Source organism: Rhodoferax sp. P2_H8_2, from assembly GCF_056403235.1.
In genome coordinates this window covers 47,136-66,039 of the sequence record NZ_JBFUFW010000003.1, presented here as the reverse complement: position 1 = coordinate 66,039, position 18,904 = coordinate 47,136, and the positions used below count along the sequence as shown (strand labels likewise).

At 53.8% G+C, this 18,904-nt stretch carries 14 protein-coding genes and 1 pseudogene; 8 read left to right on the top strand and 7 right to left on the bottom strand.

Annotated elements, in window-relative coordinates; all coding sequences use genetic code 11:
• Nucleotides 1–89: 89 nt before the first annotated feature.
• The 5 genes from AC1DV6_RS06005 to AC1DV6_RS05985 form a co-directional block, all read right to left on the bottom strand.
• Complete coding sequence (locus AC1DV6_RS06005) at nt 90–1,448, bottom strand: hypothetical protein (protein WP_477976098.1); 1,359 nt, start codon at nt 1,446–1,448, stop codon at nt 90–92.
• Nucleotides 1,449–1,823: 375 nt separating this feature from the next.
• The gene (locus AC1DV6_RS06000) at nt 1,824–6,143 is read right to left on the bottom strand and encodes an NACHT domain-containing protein (protein WP_477976096.1); all 4,320 of its coding nucleotides are present in this window, start codon (nt 6,141–6,143) and stop codon (nt 1,824–1,826) included.
• A 592-nt stretch (nt 6,144–6,735) separates the two neighbouring features.
• A complete protein-coding gene (locus AC1DV6_RS05995; protein ID WP_477976094.1) occupies nt 6,736–7,260 on the bottom strand; it encodes a CPBP family glutamic-type intramembrane protease in 525 nt (174 codons plus the stop codon).
• Nucleotides 7,254–7,493, bottom strand: coding sequence for a hypothetical protein (locus AC1DV6_RS05990; protein ID WP_477976092.1), 240 nt, complete (start codon nt 7,491–7,493; stop codon nt 7,254–7,256). Before AC1DV6_RS05990 ends, AC1DV6_RS05995 begins: the two co-directional genes overlap by 7 nt.
• Before the next feature lie 14 nt (nt 7,494–7,507).
• Nucleotides 7,508–7,921 (bottom strand): hypothetical protein, encoded by a 414-nt coding sequence (locus AC1DV6_RS05985; RefSeq protein ID WP_477976090.1) that lies wholly within the window; start codon nt 7,919–7,921, stop codon nt 7,508–7,510.
• A gap of 866 nt (nt 7,922–8,787) precedes the next feature.
• Between AC1DV6_RS05985 and AC1DV6_RS05980 the strand changes: the two genes are divergently transcribed.
• From AC1DV6_RS05980 to AC1DV6_RS05965, 4 genes are all read left to right on the top strand, one after another.
• Nucleotides 8,788–9,645, top strand: a complete 858-nt coding sequence (locus AC1DV6_RS05980; protein ID WP_477976088.1) for a tyrosine-type recombinase/integrase — start codon at nt 8,788–8,790, stop codon at nt 9,643–9,645.
• Nucleotides 9,646–10,060: 415 nt separating this feature from the next.
• On the top strand, nt 10,061–11,704 hold the full coding sequence (locus tag AC1DV6_RS05975) for a site-specific integrase (protein WP_477976086.1): 1,644 nt from the start codon (nt 10,061–10,063) through the stop codon (nt 11,702–11,704).
• Nucleotides 11,692–13,476 carry a hypothetical protein gene (locus AC1DV6_RS05970; RefSeq protein ID WP_477976084.1) on the top strand — a complete coding sequence of 595 codons (1,785 nt, stop codon included), beginning with the start codon at nt 11,692–11,694 and terminating at the stop codon, nt 13,474–13,476. The genes AC1DV6_RS05975 and AC1DV6_RS05970 overlap by 13 nt, the downstream gene beginning before the upstream one ends.
• Before the next feature lie 16 nt (nt 13,477–13,492).
• Entirely contained in the window at nt 13,493–13,927 is a 435-nt protein-coding gene (locus tag AC1DV6_RS05965; RefSeq protein ID WP_477976082.1) for a hypothetical protein, read from the top strand.
• Between the two features lie 93 nt (nt 13,928–14,020).
• Here AC1DV6_RS05965 and dprA read toward each other — a convergent pair.
• A pseudogene (gene dprA / locus AC1DV6_RS05960) lies at nt 14,021–14,812 on the bottom strand (DNA-processing protein DprA); the annotation flags it as partial.
• Between the two features lie 37 nt (nt 14,813–14,849).
• Nucleotides 14,850–16,085 carry a LysM peptidoglycan-binding domain-containing protein gene (locus AC1DV6_RS05955; protein ID WP_477976080.1) on the bottom strand — a complete coding sequence of 412 codons (1,236 nt, stop codon included), beginning with the start codon at nt 16,083–16,085 and terminating at the stop codon, nt 14,850–14,852.
• Between the two features lie 183 nt (nt 16,086–16,268).
• Between AC1DV6_RS05955 and def the strand changes: the two genes are divergently transcribed.
• Genes def through AC1DV6_RS05935 form a run of 4 tightly spaced genes read left to right on the top strand, consistent with a single transcriptional unit; the run spans nt 16,269 to nt 18,843 of the window.
• A complete protein-coding gene (def, locus tag AC1DV6_RS05950) occupies nt 16,269–16,778 on the top strand; it encodes a peptide deformylase (RefSeq protein ID WP_477976078.1) in 510 nt (169 codons plus the stop codon).
• 24 nt (nt 16,779–16,802) lie between these two features.
• On the top strand, nt 16,803–17,756 hold the full coding sequence (gene fmt, locus AC1DV6_RS05945) for a methionyl-tRNA formyltransferase (RefSeq protein ID WP_477976076.1): 954 nt from the start codon (nt 16,803–16,805) through the stop codon (nt 17,754–17,756).
• Nucleotides 17,756–18,499: an AzlC family ABC transporter permease gene (locus tag AC1DV6_RS05940; RefSeq protein ID WP_477976073.1), complete on the top strand. Its 744-nt coding sequence runs from the start codon at nt 17,756–17,758 to the stop codon at nt 18,497–18,499. Before fmt ends, AC1DV6_RS05940 begins: the two co-directional genes overlap by 1 nt.
• Nucleotides 18,496–18,843 (top strand): AzlD domain-containing protein, encoded by a 348-nt coding sequence (locus AC1DV6_RS05935; RefSeq protein WP_477976071.1) that lies wholly within the window; start codon nt 18,496–18,498, stop codon nt 18,841–18,843. The genes AC1DV6_RS05940 and AC1DV6_RS05935 overlap by 4 nt, the downstream gene beginning before the upstream one ends.
• The last annotated feature ends 61 nt before the right edge of the window (nt 18,844–18,904 follow it).

Below are 18,904 nucleotides of genomic sequence, written 5' to 3'. Positions count from 1 at the left end.
GTTGCCGTAAACCGCAACCCTCTGGGCGCGCGGCTTGCTCGGGACGGGGAAGTCCCTTTCATTCAAATGGGGGATATGACTCGGCATGGTTATGGCTTTAATCCCGCCTTCCACAAAAAGTAGGCGGGGTTCTCGTGAATGGCTTTCCTGTATTCGGTGAAGTGCTTGTATCCCATGGCGGTAGCGGCGATCCCCGCAAATAGACCGGCTCCCGAGGATGCGATCGTGCCCGCAAATCCAGTTCCAACCAAAACCGCATCAATTGCCAATCGCTTTCGGAGGCCTGCTATGGCTTGACCCACTCGAGTGAGCTGAACTTCAGTTAGCTCGTGCATTGCGTTCTCGGTTTTGGTTTTAAGTCTTGCCGGATCCTGCTCAGTTCGAAGATCCCGAAATTGCTTCTCGAGTTCTCGCCGGAACAGTGCAAACGCTTCCGTGTCCATGCGAGCCGTCATAAGGTCTTCAATTGAAAGCCCTTCAAACGACTGGAGATCCAGGCGAAACACGGCATCCAAAGTGCTTGACTGAATACTCTGCCCGCTAGCGACGGAATTTTCAGAGCGAAGTATCTTCGCCTCGAACTCCGACCCAGTTAAGAAGCTGCTCCCACTGATCGAGGAGATAGCCACATTCTTGGACAAATCACTAAAGTGCTTTGCTGCGGCTTGGTTCACACTCTGGTTTACCCAATGCTCGAATTCTTCTTTAGGCGGAGCTACGCTCGATTGAGAAAAGCCAAACCGAACGGTTCTACTTTCTTCATCGAGCCCAAGTATTTCTTGCAGTGTGTACACATAACCCGAGCTCGACGACGGCGCGTCAAAATCGATGGCAATTGCTCGACAGGGATAGAGCTGATTTTGGTATTCCAACCCTGCTGCGGTTTGCTTGATGCTCACTACCTTGGCGGCCGCCTTGTACTTAGCAAAAACCTCAGGTGCTAGGACGTCACTGAACGCGGTGGGTGAATATACGACTGGAATTTGAGTTGGCGACTCTCTGAAGAGACTGGCTGGGAAAACCCGCACGTAATCCACGGCCACCATCGGGCGACATAGCCGCAACAACCTCGCCGCCCTTGCGATGCCATTTCGATCGGGCATATCGTCGCTAGATAACGTCAAGGACGCCGACAGCGCCTTCGAAATATCGCTTTGGGTAGCTGTATATGGAAATAGCGGGTCTGCAATTACAACGGCATCAAGATAAAGCGCCGCTTGCTTAAGCATCCGAAGATTGGGTGCCTGTGCCCCTGCGAAAAGCCGAAGGCTCGAAGATGCGCCAGATATTTCTTCTTTTAAGGTATCTAGATACTTGAGGCAATGTTCTCGGTAAAGCGATAGCTCATTGACTATTCGAGAGTCCGGAACTGACTTGTAGCTCTCCGCGATCTGTGTTGGATCGAACAGGAAGCTCTCATTGAGAAAATCGTAGATTACCGAACCCATATGTAGATAGCCGTGTCCAATTGCTCAGTGCCTTCTGAAATCAAAAGAGACCCAGCGCTAGCGCTGGGTCAACCCTTGCGGGCTCCGTCCAGGGAGGCAAAGACGGAGGGCTTGCGCCGGAGCCAATTTAGCACTTCCGAGAATTGCGTATCTAGAGCTTTTGTTCACAAAAGCTGATGCAAAAGCACTAAAGCACTAAAGCGCTAACAGCACAAGAAAATCCCCCAAATGGGGGATGCCGCCGCACCTACAGTTGATGCCTAATTGTGCAGCTATGCGCAGCGAGAGTTCAATTCCGGGATCGGGACGATCTTTTTGATTCATCAGTTCTCTCTCAGTGTCGACGAAAGAGCGCTTACTCTTAATAGGCGCTGGTCATGCACTGGCGTCGATCCCATGAACAAAAGCCTGCACAGGACCAGAGGCATTGGCCCTCGTCGATTGAGCAAATTTCTGCAGATGAGCAATAACGCGGACGAAGTCCCAGATATCCCCATCCACGCGCCAGGTTCTGTGCCGATGGAGCGACACAACAAGAATGCCATAGCGACGGTTGGCCGGACGCAGATAGTCCTTGACTAGTTGCCCGCGAATAGCCTCTTCAAGTTTCACCACGGTCCATTTCTTGTTTCCATTTTTGACCTCGATCGCCACTTGTACGTCGGCAGAAGTCGAGGAAATGATGATGTCGGGCTCGTTGCGTTCTGCGACTTCAGGTTCGCGGGTTGCGACGTATCGCCCTCTGGCCCGCTCATTGAGGCGCTCGGCGAGCCATCCTTGGACTTCTTCCTCATCCTCGGCTCGAGCAAGCAACTGCTGACTGGTTGCATCGGCGGTTGTAAAGGAGGCGTGTATATCGGCAAGCACGCCCAGAACAAGGGTCAAGAGTTGAGCTCCCGTTTTAACTGGTGCGGAATGTGTCTGCTCAAACTTCGCGACTTCGACTGCGAGCCACGCGGGCAAGTCGCAATCAGCTTCAGCCCGTGCATGTGCGATCTCTCTTAGGCGCAGTGAGCTCTCGGAAAATAGTGGGTCTACACTGAGCGTCAGGAGCGCGTTGAAAGCCTCCGCGCCGGGGCGATCAGCAACAGCACTAAAAAGCGTGCCCCTAGCGCTCTCGGCCTTTTCGCCCCGCGACCTGACGGGACTCCTGCGACGTGCAGTCCAATCAGGTGCTGGAATGTACTTGTACGCGAGACGCAAGAACTGAGCAATATGAGCGAGCGGCATTCTTGCCAGAGCCACGGTGGCGACGCCATGCTCACCTTGACCAGCAAAAAGTTCGCCTAGCCAATGCGAGACTCGAACACTGTAATCCTGGTCGAATTCTGAGTCACCTTGCTGCAATTCAAGTAGTGCGATTTTGGCTAGTGCCTCGGAATCTATCGCGGCCAGCACACTAAGGTACCCGAGAGCACGTTTCTCATTTCCCGTTGCAAGATGAAGCTTTAGACGCTTAAAGACGAGCGCTCGAACTCGCGGCTCCGGAAGACCGACAAGTCCCCTACGAATAATCTGTATCGAACGATCCAGCGTCACATCGTCTGTGGGCTCTGACTTCTGCAATAACCTGAAGATTTCTGCAGCAATTGTCGGAAAGGCCGGTGTATCAGCGTGGGTGGCACTGACAATCAAATTCGAATATGTGCCATTTGATCGGTATTCAGTCGCTACAGCAGCAGTGATTTCCGGCAGGGTTGCGCTCGGGCGCCCTACGACGAGACGGTCTACCCATTCGGATCGAATCGTGCCGGAAAAGCATGCGTGACGGATTGCTAGAGCAGTTTCATTGTCAGAGAGTAACTGCTCCCAGCCAGGCGTCAGGCTATCCAGCTCCAACCCACTCACTGCCAGGGCATTGTCCTTTTTGCTGGTGGTCTGGTTGTCACCAACCCGCTTGGGCCGCTCGGGAGAAACGTTGCGCCATGTCAATCGCATCGCAGAACTGTAATGCTCCGCCACTGCTGGGCCAAATGCTAGAGATAGCGTTTCCCACTTGGCAGACCCTTCGATGCCGTCATGGCGCGCCTTCATTTCGATCCAATTGGTCAGGTCGTAGAGTCGATGAAGACCCGTCTTCCATGATCTGACAGAGTCGGGAGCGTCCAAGATCTCCGGTGCCGCCTTCAAGAAGTCACGGAAGTCAGTCCACGACTTCTTGGCTTTTTGAGTCTTCTTAGCGGCGTTTTCTCTGCGGGCTGGAGCGTCTACGTCATAGGGATCAATCGGCGCTGGCTTTCGGTACTCATCGAGATCAGACTGCAATGCTAGATCACCTGCAGCAATCTGATCCAGCATCTCCCGCCTCGATTCGCTGAGATCGGCCCTATGCAAAGCAGAAATGATCGCGCTAAAAGCAATGCGGCGCTCGTACACTTCCGGCATTTGGCGTGCATCCTCCTGAAGCCATTCGAGATCGCTCATATCGGTTTGCCAAAATGCGACCCCTGTAATCGGTCCAACTTGCCAGATGTTTACCGGTGGGGACTCCCTAGAGCGCCCATTTCTGTCTATCAGAGCGTCGGCCCAGATCAGCTGTCGGTTTAGAGTCTTGTCTTGTCGCACACGCGCGGCAATTCCACCTAGCTCTTCGTCATGCACACTACCAAATCGCTCGCATGCTGTTAATAGACTGATTAGTCCTTCTTCCACGTCTCCAATGGGTCTTCTATCTAGCTCGGCCTTTGCTAGAGAGGCAAGCCCTTTTCCCAATTCGACATGCCGACGTGAGATTTCCCCGTGCTCTACATGGGGAGCTTTCATACAAAGTGCGGCGACGCCGAATGCAAATGTCCGCTGTGCCTCGCGACTTGGAGCCAGTGCATGAAGAGACGCTAGCTGAGTGCCGAAACCTTCTGACTGGTAAGGCTCTGGTGACTCCGACCGGTCTACGAGGTCTAAAAGGTCGTCGGTGGTGAGGTAAATCGGGTAGAGCAGGGCAGCTAACTGTGGAGCCAGTTGAGCGCTGAGGCGATCCGGAGCGTTGCGAACGACCTGAGCAAGTGCTTTGAGGCCTTTTGCGTCATTGCAAGCTCGCATCGTACGCGCCGCGACTAGTCTATGCCATTGGTTTGCAGAAGGGTTGAGGGCCATGCTGCGCGCGAGGTCAACGCATTCATTGATGCCTCCCTCTTCGATGAACTCCAGCAAATGCATCCGGAACTCTTGTCGGTCGTTCATCTCCCAAGCGCGCCGCACTGCTCCAGCTAGAGAGGATGAAGAGAACATCCAGGCGGCACGATAGTCGATCGTATTGACGTTGATGTCGCCCTTCGCATCAAGCTCTGCATAGACATTAAGCAGCTTCTCACGGAAATCGAGGGGTAGCGACTTGGGATCTCCGTAGATGATTAGTGATGCAGGCTCTCGCTTGATAACCTGATCACGCACTGACGGAAGCCATAGTGACAACCATGCGGCTACCGAGCGAAGTGCGGGTACGACGGTGGGAACTCCATATGGTTCGGCAAATAGCAATCGATGAATTTCTGCGATCGGGCAATTGTTCTGCTCGACCAGCCGACGTAGCCAGCAGGCTGCCAAGTACTCCTGCGTCGACCGATGATGAAATCGAATTCTTCCATAAGAACCTGGTGCGAAAAGGCCGGTGCGCAGGAGAGCATTGATAGATTCCTGGTCCCAATCAGGAAGCACGTCACGCGAGTCCAGCGCTCCGATGGCGAGTGTGTGATCGGCGTCTTGCCCGGGCGCTTTGACGGTAAATGTCTTTGCGAGGACCAGTGCGGCGGCCATCCGTTCGGCACCTCGGCGGACGAATTCCTCGCTGAGAGTAGCTGCTTGAGGTCGATAGACATCTTCCTCGCGCAACTTACGCCTGACGCCATCTTCTGTCATCTCCTCAAGCGTGCCGAACTTTCCATGCTTGATCCAATAACCAATGAGATCAATGAGATCTCCAGGGCGTTCACTCATTGTCTCAAGGCCAGAGCGAACAATTGCTTGCAGAAATTCCGGTGCGTTAGGTACCGAGGCGGCAGTTGCCATAAGCTCTTGCTGATGGCGATTCAGTGGAGCCAACTGAATAACCAATAGCTCGCTTGTATTGGCTTCGGTCTGCGGCCTCTTGGTTTCGGTTTTTCGGGACTCCCTGTTAAACATGGGAGACAAAAGAATCTCGTCAGGATCCGTGACTGCTGAGTCGGACTTTGTCGGTGGGATGTAAGGCAGCTCTTTTTGAAGTGAATCCCGATCTGCCTTTCCCTTCCAGTCACTGACTCTGCAGCTAACGATAATGTGCGCGCGATTTAGGTTGCCGCCGGAAATTGCCGCGCGGAAGGCTCGAAGCGCTGTCACCAATTTCTTTCCGTTTAGCCTAGCCTCATCGACTGAGTCCAGGAAAAACCATGCTTCGCCAACTTCAGCGGCGGCCCAAGAGTGAAAGGCAGCCTTGTCTTCGTCATCGAGCGCGGCTTCAAACGTATCGTCAATAAGGTCTTCGATGCGCAAAAAGAATGCGGGCTTTCCCTCACGTTTCAATGCCTCAGCCCGATGCTCCAGTTCTTTCGTCTTCCCACTCAAAGCCTCAGCGAGTAGCGCAACGCGCCAATGTTGCAGGACGCTCGACCAGTCGAACCATCCTCCATATTTTTTCCCCCAGTGCGGTCCCCATTCAAGCGTTGCATCTGCATCCCGCTTGAGCGGTACAAAGAGCCGATCCAAGTCGACGAACTTCATTAGTACTTACCTCATACACCGTTATGCCGACCGCAGAGGCGAGAGTGGCACTTTCTCGCAGAAAACTCGAGCAGCGAGAATCCTCTCCGATGCTTTGTGAATTCGATGCTCAAGGAACATCATCGTAGTTTCGGGCGAAGGATGCGTTGCTTCCTAGTGTGTGACAGTCTTAGCCAAAGAAAAAGAAGCGGTGTTCCATGCCCCTTCTTCAGTATCGCAGTTGCCTCTGAAAATTTCTTTTGTGTTTGAATTTAATCTGCTTTATACCTTGGGACAAGGTTAGTGGACTGCTCCCGGTGCGGTAGACAAACCTGACCTTTCATTTGAGCATAGGAGGTAGTCAGTGAGTACACAGAGGTTTTCACCAGAATTCAAGGAAGAAGCAGTGAAGCAGGCACCTTACACCGCGGAACTTCGTGGTCCGAATCATGGGACGATATCTTTAGCCCTGAAAATCGAAAGCACGGTCTGAATACCGCCTCCGGCCGACAGGCTTAGGCTTCGCCACATGCCGCTAAAGGGGCATCAGAACCGGACTTGAGGAACACCAAGCTCCCGCAGTTGCGGGCGCTTTGTTTGTCAGACTGCGCGGCTAGCGACCAAAAATGCCCATTCCATAGACGTTGTAAAGGACGAAGGCATTTCCAAGTGCGTGCCCAGCGGCTACCACCAGGAACGGGTGCTGACCTTCATACGACTTCGCAACATATACGCTGGCAAAGCAGATCCCGATGGTGAACGACGCATAGGCGTAGGCAACTGAGTGCGGGTGCTCTAGTGCAAATGCAAATGCACAAATGAGAATGGAAACAAGAGTATTGAGCTTCAGTAGGCGTCGCAACAGATAGAGCGCAACCTTAAACAAGAAAGTTTCAATGAGGGGTGCGGCCAACAGCGCGAGAACCAGTTTCGCCGACATGGGCACAGTGGCAGCAAAAACTGCATTCGGCGCAAATGCATTGACCGCATTGTGTCGAACTAGCCAATCTACCGCGAATGAGTTTATGACTGGAACTGCCGCCAATGCCGCAATGAAAATCCAGCTATTGAGTGCCCCTATCCGGATTAAAAATTCGTCAAATTTGACGACCAATCTTTGGGTTGGAACGATCACCATCGTGCGTTGTTGAAAGATCTAGCTAGATAGCTTTCCATGCGTTTGAAGAGCTCAGTCTCTTGCGCATTACTTTCGAGTAGCCCCGTTTTGACTTCAGTTTGGACATTGCTGACAATGCCGTTCTCACCCAGGGTACCGTGAACATCCATACCTCCAAGCGTCCCTTCAAAGCGGCACGAATTGCTGCCTTTGACCAAGACGACCGTGTTTGTGTAGGTCTTCTTCTTAGACATATAGGCTTCTACAACTAGGCTGTAGCAGCTCCCGAAGCGGTCATAAGGCCCCAACGAGGCAGACCGCCCTCGACCATCGAGTAAGTGCCTCTCAGGCCGACGCGATTTCTCAGTTCCTCGAATGCACCAGGACTGGTCAGGTCCAACATGGGCATTGGCAGCTCGTACGCCCGGCCATCTCTGAATTCAATTCGTGCGTGGAAATAGACATGTTCCGCGCGCGCTGCCGAGACAAGATCCATAGACACAATGTCCGAAATGGACCCTTGATACAAGACGGTGGGCAAACCCAGAAACGACTTCGATATTGTGAAATCGCCGGAGTCCGAGATAGTCAYGCCAATGCTCGAAAACAGGCCACCAAAAGAAGTGCCATTTGTCGAGTAGCGTCGGTTGAAATCCGAACTCGTATTTTCAAATTTGGACATATGCCCTCCCCGTCTGTTTTAACGAAATGTAATCGAACTCTGAGACTGCTACCAGCCTAGGCAACTGCTACCTTTAGAGGTACTACATTCCCGCCAACTCGAAGCGAGTCCAAGTAGTCCGCCCATTCCTGCATCATCTTCGCCCGTTCGACCAGGAATTGTGTCCTGTCATATGCGCCGCCCAACACCTCATCACTTCCGTTTGAGTGCTGACGCTCGATTACTTCGCGGCTGCAGTGTAGGGCTTAAATCAGGGTTCTAACCGATGAAGACGGAGCCATTCAGGTGATCATCTGGACACAGGTGCGGGAAAAGAATGTGTGCAATCAGATTGGCAGGTGGTTTGCGAACCTGGCGCCTTTGTTGGGGCGGCTGGTGGCGCCAAGTCGGAACCTCCACTGAGTACAAACCTGAAATCCAAAAGGGAAGAATTGCTTCCAATGAAGGCGGATGATTTCAAGGGGCGTCCATAACTGTTGTATTTAAGATATCCGATATCGGAAATTGGAATGACGTGTCAGAGCAGATGGAATTTCCGATATCGGGTATTTGGCAAACAAGCGCGTGAACTCGATGGTGCAAGACGATATCCACAAAGAAATCTTGCGCGAAACCGAGAGAAGTGACAAATTTGAGGCGTGGAAACAAATGCTCGAACCGTCGTTGTCGATTTCGCAAAGAGTCGTCTCAAAAGCTTGAGACATTTTGGGAAAATGCGTTTGATCGTTGATTGCCACGGAATTCCAGTAAGACCTGTAAACCAATACTTGCTCGATAGCTGCCTTGTCTGGAGCAGAAATTCAATAAGGACATACACATCTAGTCTCGTGAATTTAACTCGGTGGATGGAGAGGCAGTCATACGACATGTCACGGATCACTCAAGATCAACTCGCACAATATGCACATCACCTCGCGGCGCGAAGGAATCTCAAGCCAACCTCGAGCATCTCAGCACTTACAACCGCGCGCGCCTATTGCGACTGGATAGCGAAAAATGAACCTGGGCTTTCGGGGGCAAACCAGTCAACTCAAAAAGTTAGTGCGCTTCTCCGAAGCGCACTAACGAGATTGGGGATCCTCGACGCGCCAATAAATGTGCCCATCAAATTTGTCCAGAAAGCGGATGCACACAAATTCACCTGTGCAATCTCCTCCACAGAAATCTCTGGTGGCAACGGAAAACGCAATGAGCTCATTGCAAGGCTGATGTTTGAATCTGGGCTCAGAGTGTCGGAAGTCGCGCATTTTCAAATGGAAAGTCTTCCACTGAATGCCTACCATCCAACGAACTCGCTTGCTGCAATCGTTGGAAAGGGTCTAAAGCGCAGATTCATTTCCATCACCCCTGACACATTGCGAGAAATACTTACCTATGTAGATCTGGAGCGAGAACAAATTCTCGAAAAATATCGATCACGTAAATGCCCTAAGGAGGTCTTTATCGGCCGACACGGGGAAGGACTAACTGCTGGGTATATCCAGCAAGTGTTTAGAAAAGTTTCCGCGCGCATTGGAATGCGAGTGGTTCCGCACAGCCTTCGACATACATACGGAACGTATCACTATTTAGAGAATAGAGACTTGGTCAGACTTCAAAAATTGATGGGGCATTCGCACGCAAGAACGACAGTCGGATACGTAGGCATTGCGGTCCTTTCAGATCAGGCCGACAGCTACCACAATTTTCTTAGAGGTTTAGAGCCCGAAAGCTTGCATGAGTGAGGCCTTGGATTTTGCTTGGCTCGACCATCCTGACGCCGTGCCATTGCGATTCTCGCTTACTTGCAAGAACACCCATAAGACCTATACGTATGACTACACAGACTTCGACGAGCAATTCCTACCTATTGCACGTGCATTTGCATGGTCAATAGTAAGAAGGGCGCACGCTGTCGGTCACTTATCCAGAAGCGCAAGTGGGGCATCGCTACGAAAGCTTCAAATATTTGTGAACAGCATTGCCCGGCACTTCCGTCCAAGGAATGCATGTGACATATCGGCTAGCTTTCTGAGGGAGTACGCAGTTTGGTTGAAGGAAAAGTCTGGTCTTAGCTATCGAACAGCATCCACAACGTATCGTCACCTTGTCCCGCTACTTCAACAATGGACTGGTCAGGCATGGGCATCAAATGATCTGATGATTCCGCAATTCATGTTTCCCCACTCAAATGACCGCAATCCCCAAAGCCCGAAAAAAGGATATTCAAAAAAAGAATTGAAGGACATTGCAACTCACGTCATCGCGGACATTCAAGCGAGCAATCGCAAATTGAAGGCGACATATGTCCCACGATACTTAGGAAAACCACCGCCGCTTGAAGATGTCGCTCCGCAGAGAGCGGGCGGCAATCTAGCTGGATCCAAATTTGCGAACGCAGAAGTTCGACGATGGTGGTGGGAGAACAACTGCCAGTGCAAGCTGCTATCGATTGAAGAAATCAAGGGAAAGAAAGGCGCGTACTCTTTCCTATACGGCTACTGGAAATTCGATAAAACAAAACCAACAATTAAGGGTGCTGCGAAACGACTTCAAGCGTTCTACGACGAAATTGGAGCGGGAGCCGGGTACAAGCCGCGGTACATAGGTAAAGACTCCCCCATTAAATACACCACAAAATGGAAAAAACCAGAATATTTAATTTGGGTGTGGGAGAACGAGTGCGGATGCCAAGTACTTGCAGGTTCAGAACTACGCAAGACGCACAATAAACTCTTTGTTGCACTCCGTGAACACCACGATGGCTTTGGAAAGCTCTGGAAAATTCTCGGCATCCAGCGGCGGTTGACGATTCATGACTTGAGCCCATATTACGTTGGACTCCTTCTATCTACTGCGCTCAATCCTGTGGTCATTCAACGCTTGCAAATCGATTGCCTGGTAACTGATCCGTTGGGGGGAGAACGCGAATCCATTCTATGGACAAAGATTCGAGCTAACAAAGCTGGCTTGTCAATTCCTGCGAACGGGCGCACCTTGTTGGCGCCAGCGAATATCGTGCGTGACCTAATCGAAATTACAAAACCGCATCGCAGAGATGGAAACACAAATCTCTTTCTAACCAATGGCAGAAGTAGAAACTCTTTTGCCATTTTCCCAGGCACATTTGCTCGGGCAATCGCGAGATGGTTCAAGTCGAAGGGGCTAGTACGTCATGAAGGTGGCACAGCGGAGCTGCCGCTTCATGCCGCGCCTAACTTTCGCCCAGCGATTGCAAGCGACGAGTATGAACGGACTGGGTCACTTCAGTATGTCCAATCTCTGCTTGGTCACACACGCGCGGAGACCACGGTTGACTACGTTGGAAAGCTGCCAGTGGGGCGTCTTACATTTCACCGCGGCCTTCATATTGAAGCTGCATTCATCGGGGCTATAAGCGGGCAAGCAGCATCAAGAATGTATCTACGCGAGACGCGCGATGGAAAGACTGATCACGGGGAGGCGCTAGTAGAAACAACGAGTGCACATTGCCGAGACATCCGAAACTCCCCATTTCACGGCCAAATAAAGGGAAAGCCCTGTTCGCTGCAGGATGCTTGCTTGCACTGTGCAAATTTGGTGGTGACCACGAGCGATATCACAAGGCACTTCGCAAAGGTGAACTACTACTCAGAGAAGTTGAGATCCGGAGCGATTGCTGGTGCTGAATTCGAACAAATGGTCGGAGAGGCAATGTATATGTATGCAAAGCACATACTCCCGAAATATGACCAGAAGCTTGTCGAAAAGCTAACGCTGGAAGCTTCGAATAATCCGCCCGCGGAATACAGATGCGCGAAGTGAAACCAATAGACCTACCAAGAGCGCCGCCGCACGAGCAAGGCGGCGAAATCGTTACGGTGTCCGCGCTGATTTGGCGGCTCAATCAATTTCAAAGGCAAGGGGTGAGGGTGTCCAAGTCATCACTGTTTGGGGACGACGCATGGGACTTTTCAATGGAAAACCCCACTCGATGCAAGAGAGATGTATGTATCAATTTTTCCATTGAAGTTGAACCTAATGTTCGCCTAACCGACGGCAAATTCCCAGGGCTAGTGGACTCGTTGAAGTGTCTCGCGTATTCCCTGCTCTTTGACCCTCCAAGTTCGAAACTTGGCTTGGGCACCATAGTTAAAGGGCTGAACAGAGGTCACGGGATTGGCAATCTGTACTGGTATCTTGCATTTAACGGCTTTTCAAAGGTTGCCGACATCGACGAAGGGCAGTTTTCAGACATGCTCGACTTCTTTCGGAAGCTGCCAATAAAAGGCCATTCAAATCGACCGATATCCGACAGAACTTTGCGGGCAAGATTGCACGCTATCGAATGGCTTCGCATACAAAATACAAAGCTTGTTGATCGATTGAGCTTCCTCCCGTGGGCGCAGGATGGCGGCTTCGGGCGCTGGGTTCGCAAAAACGCAAAGGTAATAAAACCAAGGGGCGAACTCGCTACCCAACCTTGGTCAGATGAATTGTTGGGTGCGCTCGTACAACAGTCCATGATGGAGGTTGAACGTGCACCTGATCTACTCCGTCGTTACGCTGAAGGAGAATCGCCCCGGGTTTTAAAAGGCGGATATGACCGCCTTCGAAGTAGCGTCGCACTTTTGACTGGATGTTTCACCGGAATGCGTTGCAGTGAACTGCTATCGATTCCCGAGTCTGTGAAGGATTCTTGCAGCGAGCGTATTGAGCGATATCGCGACCACGAAATCCACGGCTATTTCGTCACAGCCACGTTGCGCAAGTGGCAACCCATTCCTAAGGGCGAAGAGTGGCAAACGATTCCAATGGTGCACCATGCGATTGGTAGCTTGGCTTCGATAAACGAGCAAGTTGCTAACAAGGAGTCTCCATTCCTGTTTCGAACAAACTTTTGTCAAAGGCCATCTGCTCAGGGTCGCATGCTAAGTTCTTCAACGTTCGTTGAGGGGCTCAATAAACTTGCAAAGTACTATCGAATTGACTTGTCGGAGGTCGGTGGACGTATAAAGGCAATGGAGATGCGAAGAACCTTTGCCCGAGTGACAACGCGAGGAGGCTTTGGACTACTGGAGTTGCAGTCCCAATTGAAGCACCGAGACCCAGCGCTGGCGATGCAGTATGGCGCACCTGGTATTCGGGAGTATTTGGCTGAGGAAAAGGAAAATTGGAGTCGTGATCAATACGTTGAGCTGCTAGAGAGCGGAGATACGCTAATTGGAGGAGGCGCGATAGAGTTTGACGAAGTGCGCAGGCGATATGTGGGGCTAACTCGAACTGAAAAAGATGTGTTTCTCAAAGCTCTGCCAAGGCGCGCGCTCATAGACCAAGTTGGCCTTGGCCTTTGCCTCTATCGCCCCGACCGAGCCCTGTGTGGAGGCGAAAAGGTCAGCTGTAGACCGGCCGAATGCGGGAACTCGATCCTAAAGGCCCAAGAGGCCGTCAAGACACTGCAATTCATGAGCGGTGAGAATGAGCGCCTCCTTAAGATTTTTGCCAAGCAGCCAGCAAAACGAGCACATTTAAAAACACAGCAACTGACTCTACGCAAGCTGCTCGATCAAGCAGCGGAGGATCCTCAATCAAATTGAGAAGTCCCCCAACTTTATGAATACAAATGGAAGATCGCTACCTCGAGGAAGCATTTCTGGCTTGCGGCAGCGCCAAGAAAGGGCTGTTTCTGAATCTCGCACAGCTCTAGAGTCTGCGTATAAAAAATTAGTCCACGAACGTGGAGATGAGATTTGGACAAAAATTGAGTTTTGTCGTCTTGCTGGTTTAAAAAGTACCGTGCCGCTTCATGCGGCTCGCAACTCCGACTTGCTCTCACTTTTTGAACAGCACAACCGGCTGACTGCTGCGCAACCAAAGGCAGTGGACTCAGCCTCGAACAAGGAAAGTGATCTTGAACGCGTCAGTTCGCTTGCCATCCTCTTAGAAGCAGAAGTGGCCGCCTTGCAAAAGCAAAATACAACACTCAAACGGAGATTGAAGACTCTGGAAATGCAGTTAACGGCAAAACGCATCGGGCTACATAAATAAGCCAATTCGCTGGGAGGCTTAATTTTTCCTAAGCCTGAGATCTCCGCCTATCAGACGGTAAACAGCATAGATAAGCATTTTTAGCAGTGATAATCCTTGTTCGCTGGCCAGTCGCGCTGTGATCAGCGAGCCTGATTTCAGCGCGGCTTCTACGACGAGCGTGCCGCGCGACAGGCCCGAGATGATGCGGTTGCGCTGTGGGAAATTGGGGGACAGCGGCGGTGTGCCCAACGGATATTCGCTAAGGATCAGGCCTTGCGCGCAGATGCGGTGGGCCAGCCTGCGGTGCTGTGCGGGGTACACACGGTCCAGCCCCGTGCCGACGACAGCAATAGTGGCCAATTGCCCTTCGGCCGCACCTTGCAGCGCGCCTTCGTGGGCTGCGCCATCCACGCCCAAGGCGAGTCCGGACACAATGGTCAGGCCGGCCTCGGCCAGTGCCTGGGCAAATTGTTGGGCGTTGGCCAAGCCTTGGGGCGTCGGGTTTCGACTGCCGACAATCGCCAGACCCTGTGTATGGAGGCGCTGCAATACATCGGTGCGCCAAACCGACTCGGCGCCCATGCCATAAAGCAGCAAGGGAGGGTCGTCCATTTCAAGCAAGCTGGCAGGGTATTGGCCGTCGCCTGGCGTCAGGATGCGCCGTTGAAGAAGGTCCGCTTGCAGCCAAGCCCAGGAAGCGTCCAGCAAGGCTGGCAGGGTTTCGGGGATGGTGGAAAGTGCTTCGGCCTGCTTGGTGCTGACGACTTGTTCCAGTGCTTGCGCAGATTGGGTGAACACCGCTTCGGGCAATCCGAACGCCACCAGCAACCTGCGTGCAGTCACATGGCCAATGCCGGGCGTCTGGTCCAGCCTGAGCCAGGCGGCAAGCTCCGTGCGCTCTATCATTCTGCCCGGGTGTTAGGCCGCAAGGCCAGAGACCTTAACGGCGTGGGCTGATCAGGCGGTCGCCCACCTGTACGCCGTCGGTGATTTCCATCACCAGCGCATACGACAGCCGATCAAACGTGCGGAACACCATCAGCAGGCCATTGCGCTCGTTCGGCAGCTTCATCAGGGGGCGTGACGGATCCTGTTTGTCGATGACGCGGGCGCCGTCTTTCTGGATAGCCATCACGTGGCCAGGCTCTATGCCGTCATTTTTCCCGCGGTTGATGGCTACCACTTGGTTTTGTCCGGCGTTAACGACTGCGCTGCCATACACCGACACAATCTGCGCCGTCATCTTGCTGTCGGGTGCGTGGGGCGTATAGGTCTGCATCTGACGAGGCGGCTCAGGCAGCAGTCGGTCACCTTCACGCATTTCCTCTTTGGCAGCCACGATGTCGATAGTTGCGGGAACAACGGCAGTCACCGTCTTGCCGCTGGATTCCTCGACTTCGGCAGTACCTTCGCTGCGAATCATTTTGGCTTTACCCACGTACATGGCTTCGTAGCCCAGTACTTCGCCGGTCACCGGATCTTTCAGCGGGGTAGCGGTACGGAATACGCGGTACATTTTTTCGCGTGCCTGGTCATCCAGCATGGGTGAGCCGCTTGGGCCACGGGCATAGGCGCGGTCACCCCGGGTGAGCAACACGCGGCCCTGCTGCGTTGCAACGATGCGCGCGGCATTTTTGAATTCGCCCTCATCGACGATCACTGGTTCAGCCAAAAAGGCCTCAATCATGCTGGAACGCAAGGTCGGTAACGCGGCGTCGCCCAGTGATTCATAGCGGGTGCGGGGAGAGACACGCACGGTGCCTCCCGGCTCATCGGATCCAGCACCACCAGCGCCTTCCACACGCAGGGTGGCAAGGCCATTCTTGCGTTCCAGGATGAGCACCTGGCCGGGGTAGATCATGTGCGGGTTCTTGATCTCATTGAGATTCATGCCCCACAGCTCAGGCCAGCGCCATGGGCTTTTCAGGTACATCCTGGAAATGGCCCACAGGGTGTCGCCCTTTTTGATGGTGTAACGGTCGGGCGCATTGGCTGCAATCTCGCTCAATGGCACGCCTTTTTGCGCAACTTCATTGGCAACCGCACGGTTTTCAGCAGTGATGGGGAAGTTCTGCGCCCAAGCAGGAGCCACCAGCAGTGTGCCTGCCAGTGCGCTCAGGGTGGCTAAGGCCACGTGGGTTCTTGCCATGAGATGTGTCTTCATATCGTGCCGCATTGCTAAGGAAACTTGATAAGTTACGCGCGATTCTGCGCTCAAGCCCTTGATTCGGCAACGTTTTTACCATTCAAGGCGTGCGAGAAGTGCGAAAAGTGGCGAAAATACCGACATCGTTAAAACTTGTACATGCCCCGACGCTGGCCAGAAGCCCGCGGGGCCTGTATTGCTTCCCCCGTTCTCATGGCTCTACTTCCGATTCTTTGCTATCCCAATCCGCGCCTGCACAAGGTGGCCAAACCGGTCACCGAGGTTGACGCACGCATCCAGACCTTGGCCAATGACATGCTGGAAACCATGTACGAGGCCAAGGGAATTGGTCTGGCCGCCACGCAAGTGGACGTGCACGAGCGCCTCATCGTCATCGATGTGTCCGAGGAGCGTGATGGGGCGCTGGTGCTGATCAACCCGGAACTGGTGTGGACCAGTCCGACCAAGCACCTTAACGAAGAAGGCTGTCTGTCGGTGCCTGGCATTTACGACGGCGTCGAGCGCTTTGACGCAGTGCATGTGTCTGCTCTGGATGAAAACGGCAAGAAGCGCACGGTGGAGGCCGACGGCCTGCTGGCCGTTTGCATCCAGCACGAGATGGACCACCTGATGGGCAAGGTATTTGTTGAATACCTGTCGCCGCTCAAGCGCAACCGCATCAAGACCAAGATGCTCAAGGCGCAGCGCGAGGAAGAGCGCTAGGCGCTTGTACCAGGGGTTTAGCGCTTGAAACTCATTTTTGCCGGTACGCCGGAATTTGCCCGGATTGCGCTGGAGAAGCTGCACGCCGTCGGCCATACGATTGCACTGGTACTGACGCAGCCGGACCGCCCTGCCGGACGCGGCATGAAGCTGCAAGCTTCAGCAGTCAAGCAATTTGCGTTGGCCCATGGCATTCCGGTCGCCCAACCACGCAGTTTGCGCCTGGATGGCAAATACCCCGAAGACGCTGCTGCTGCTGCACAGGCGATTGAAGGTGCCGATGCCGATTTGATGGTGGTCGCGGCTTACGGATTAATCCTGCCGCAGTGGGTGTTGGATGCGCCACATTTGGGGTGTCTGAATATCCACGGATCGCTCTTGCCGCGTTGGCGCGGCGCGGCGCCCATCCATCGCGCCATTGAGGCGGGCGACACCGAGACCGGGGTCACCATCATGCAAATGGACGCGGGACTGGACACGGGGGACATGCTGCTGGAAAGCCGCATTCCGATTGCGGCAGACGACACCACCGGCAGTCTGCACGACAAAGTCGCTGCGCTGGGCGCGGAGCTGATTGTCCAAGCCCTGGAAAGGGCTCAGGCAGGCCGTCTGCAACCTCAAAAGCAGCCAACAGAAGGGGTGACTTACGCCCACAAGATCGAAAAGCACGAAGCCGCTATCGACTGGCAGCAGGATGCGCAATCCATTGTGCGTCGCGTACGCGCGTTCAACCCGTTTCCGATCGCCACCACCACGCTGGATGGTGAAGTATTGAAAGTCTGGGGCGCCCACGCGGGTGCATCGGGCAGTGCTGCAGATTGCGGGCAAATACTGGCTGTAGCGCCCGAGTGCATTGCGGTAGCAGCTTTGAATTCGATAGTGAACCTGACAGAGTTGCAGCGCCCCGGCGGCAAGCGCCTGCCGGTGGCGGAGTTCCTGCGTGGCCATCCGCTGCAGCCGGGACAGGTGTTCGTCTGATGCGCAGTTGGCGGGACTGGTGGCAGCATCCGGAGTTCCGTCGCGGAATCCGTGAAATGGCTGCGGTGTCGCCTGGATTGGCGGCGTGGGGGCTGATGACCGGTGTGGCCATGGTCAATTCGGGCATGAGCGCGTTTGAGGCAGTGGCGATGAGCCTGCTGGTCTTTGCGGGCAGCTCGCAGCTGGCGGCCATGCCGCTGATTGCGGCCGGTGCGCCAGTGTGGGTGATTCTGGCCACAGCTTTTTGCGTCAATCTGCGTTTTGTGGTGTTCAGTGCCCATCTGCGCGCCTATTTGATGCATTTGCCGCTGCGTTGGCGGATCCTGAACGGCTACCTCACCACGGACATGAGTTACGTGCTGTTCACCAAAGCCTTCAAGCATCCAGCCACGGATGACGCGGGCCGCACTGCCGAGCTGGCCTACCTCAATGGCGGCAGCATGTTCAATTGGCTGAGCTGGCAGACCATGAGCCTGTTGGGCATCGCGCTGGCGCACTCCATTCCGGCGAGCTGGGGGCTGGGATTTGCGGGCATTCTGGCGCTGGTGGGTGTGGGCTGTTCATTGGCAACCAGCAACTTGCGCCGGGTGTCTGCGGGCATTGCGGCGATGGCGGCGGTCGCTGCATTCGCGCTGCCATTCAAGCTCAATATTGTGGTGGCGATTGCTGCGGCCGTGGCCCTGTGTCTGGTGCTGGAGCAGTTCAAATCGCCTCCGCCCACGAGTCCTGAGGCACAGCCATGAACCAGACCGACGGCTGGACCTTGGGGGTGATTGTCGGGCTGGCACTGGTGACCGTGCTCACGCGCTGCCTGTTCTTCCTCAGCAGCAAACCCTGGCATTTGCCGCACTGGGCGCAGCGCGGCCTCCAATACGCGCCGATTGCTGCGCTTTCCGCTGTGGTGTTGCCAGAAGTGGTGATGGCGCAAGGGCACCTCATTGCGACCTGGCAGGATGCACGGCTGTTTGCCTTCGTCTCTGGCGCTGGCTACTACTTCGCAACCAAGGGGCGTGGGCAGGCAGTGTTGGGCACTATCGTTGTGGGCATGCTCGTTTATCTGCCGCTGCACCTGGGACTTGGCTGGTAGCGCCATTCATGGCTCGGAACGACGCAGGTACGTAAGTGAAGGTGAACGGCGCTTCTACAAT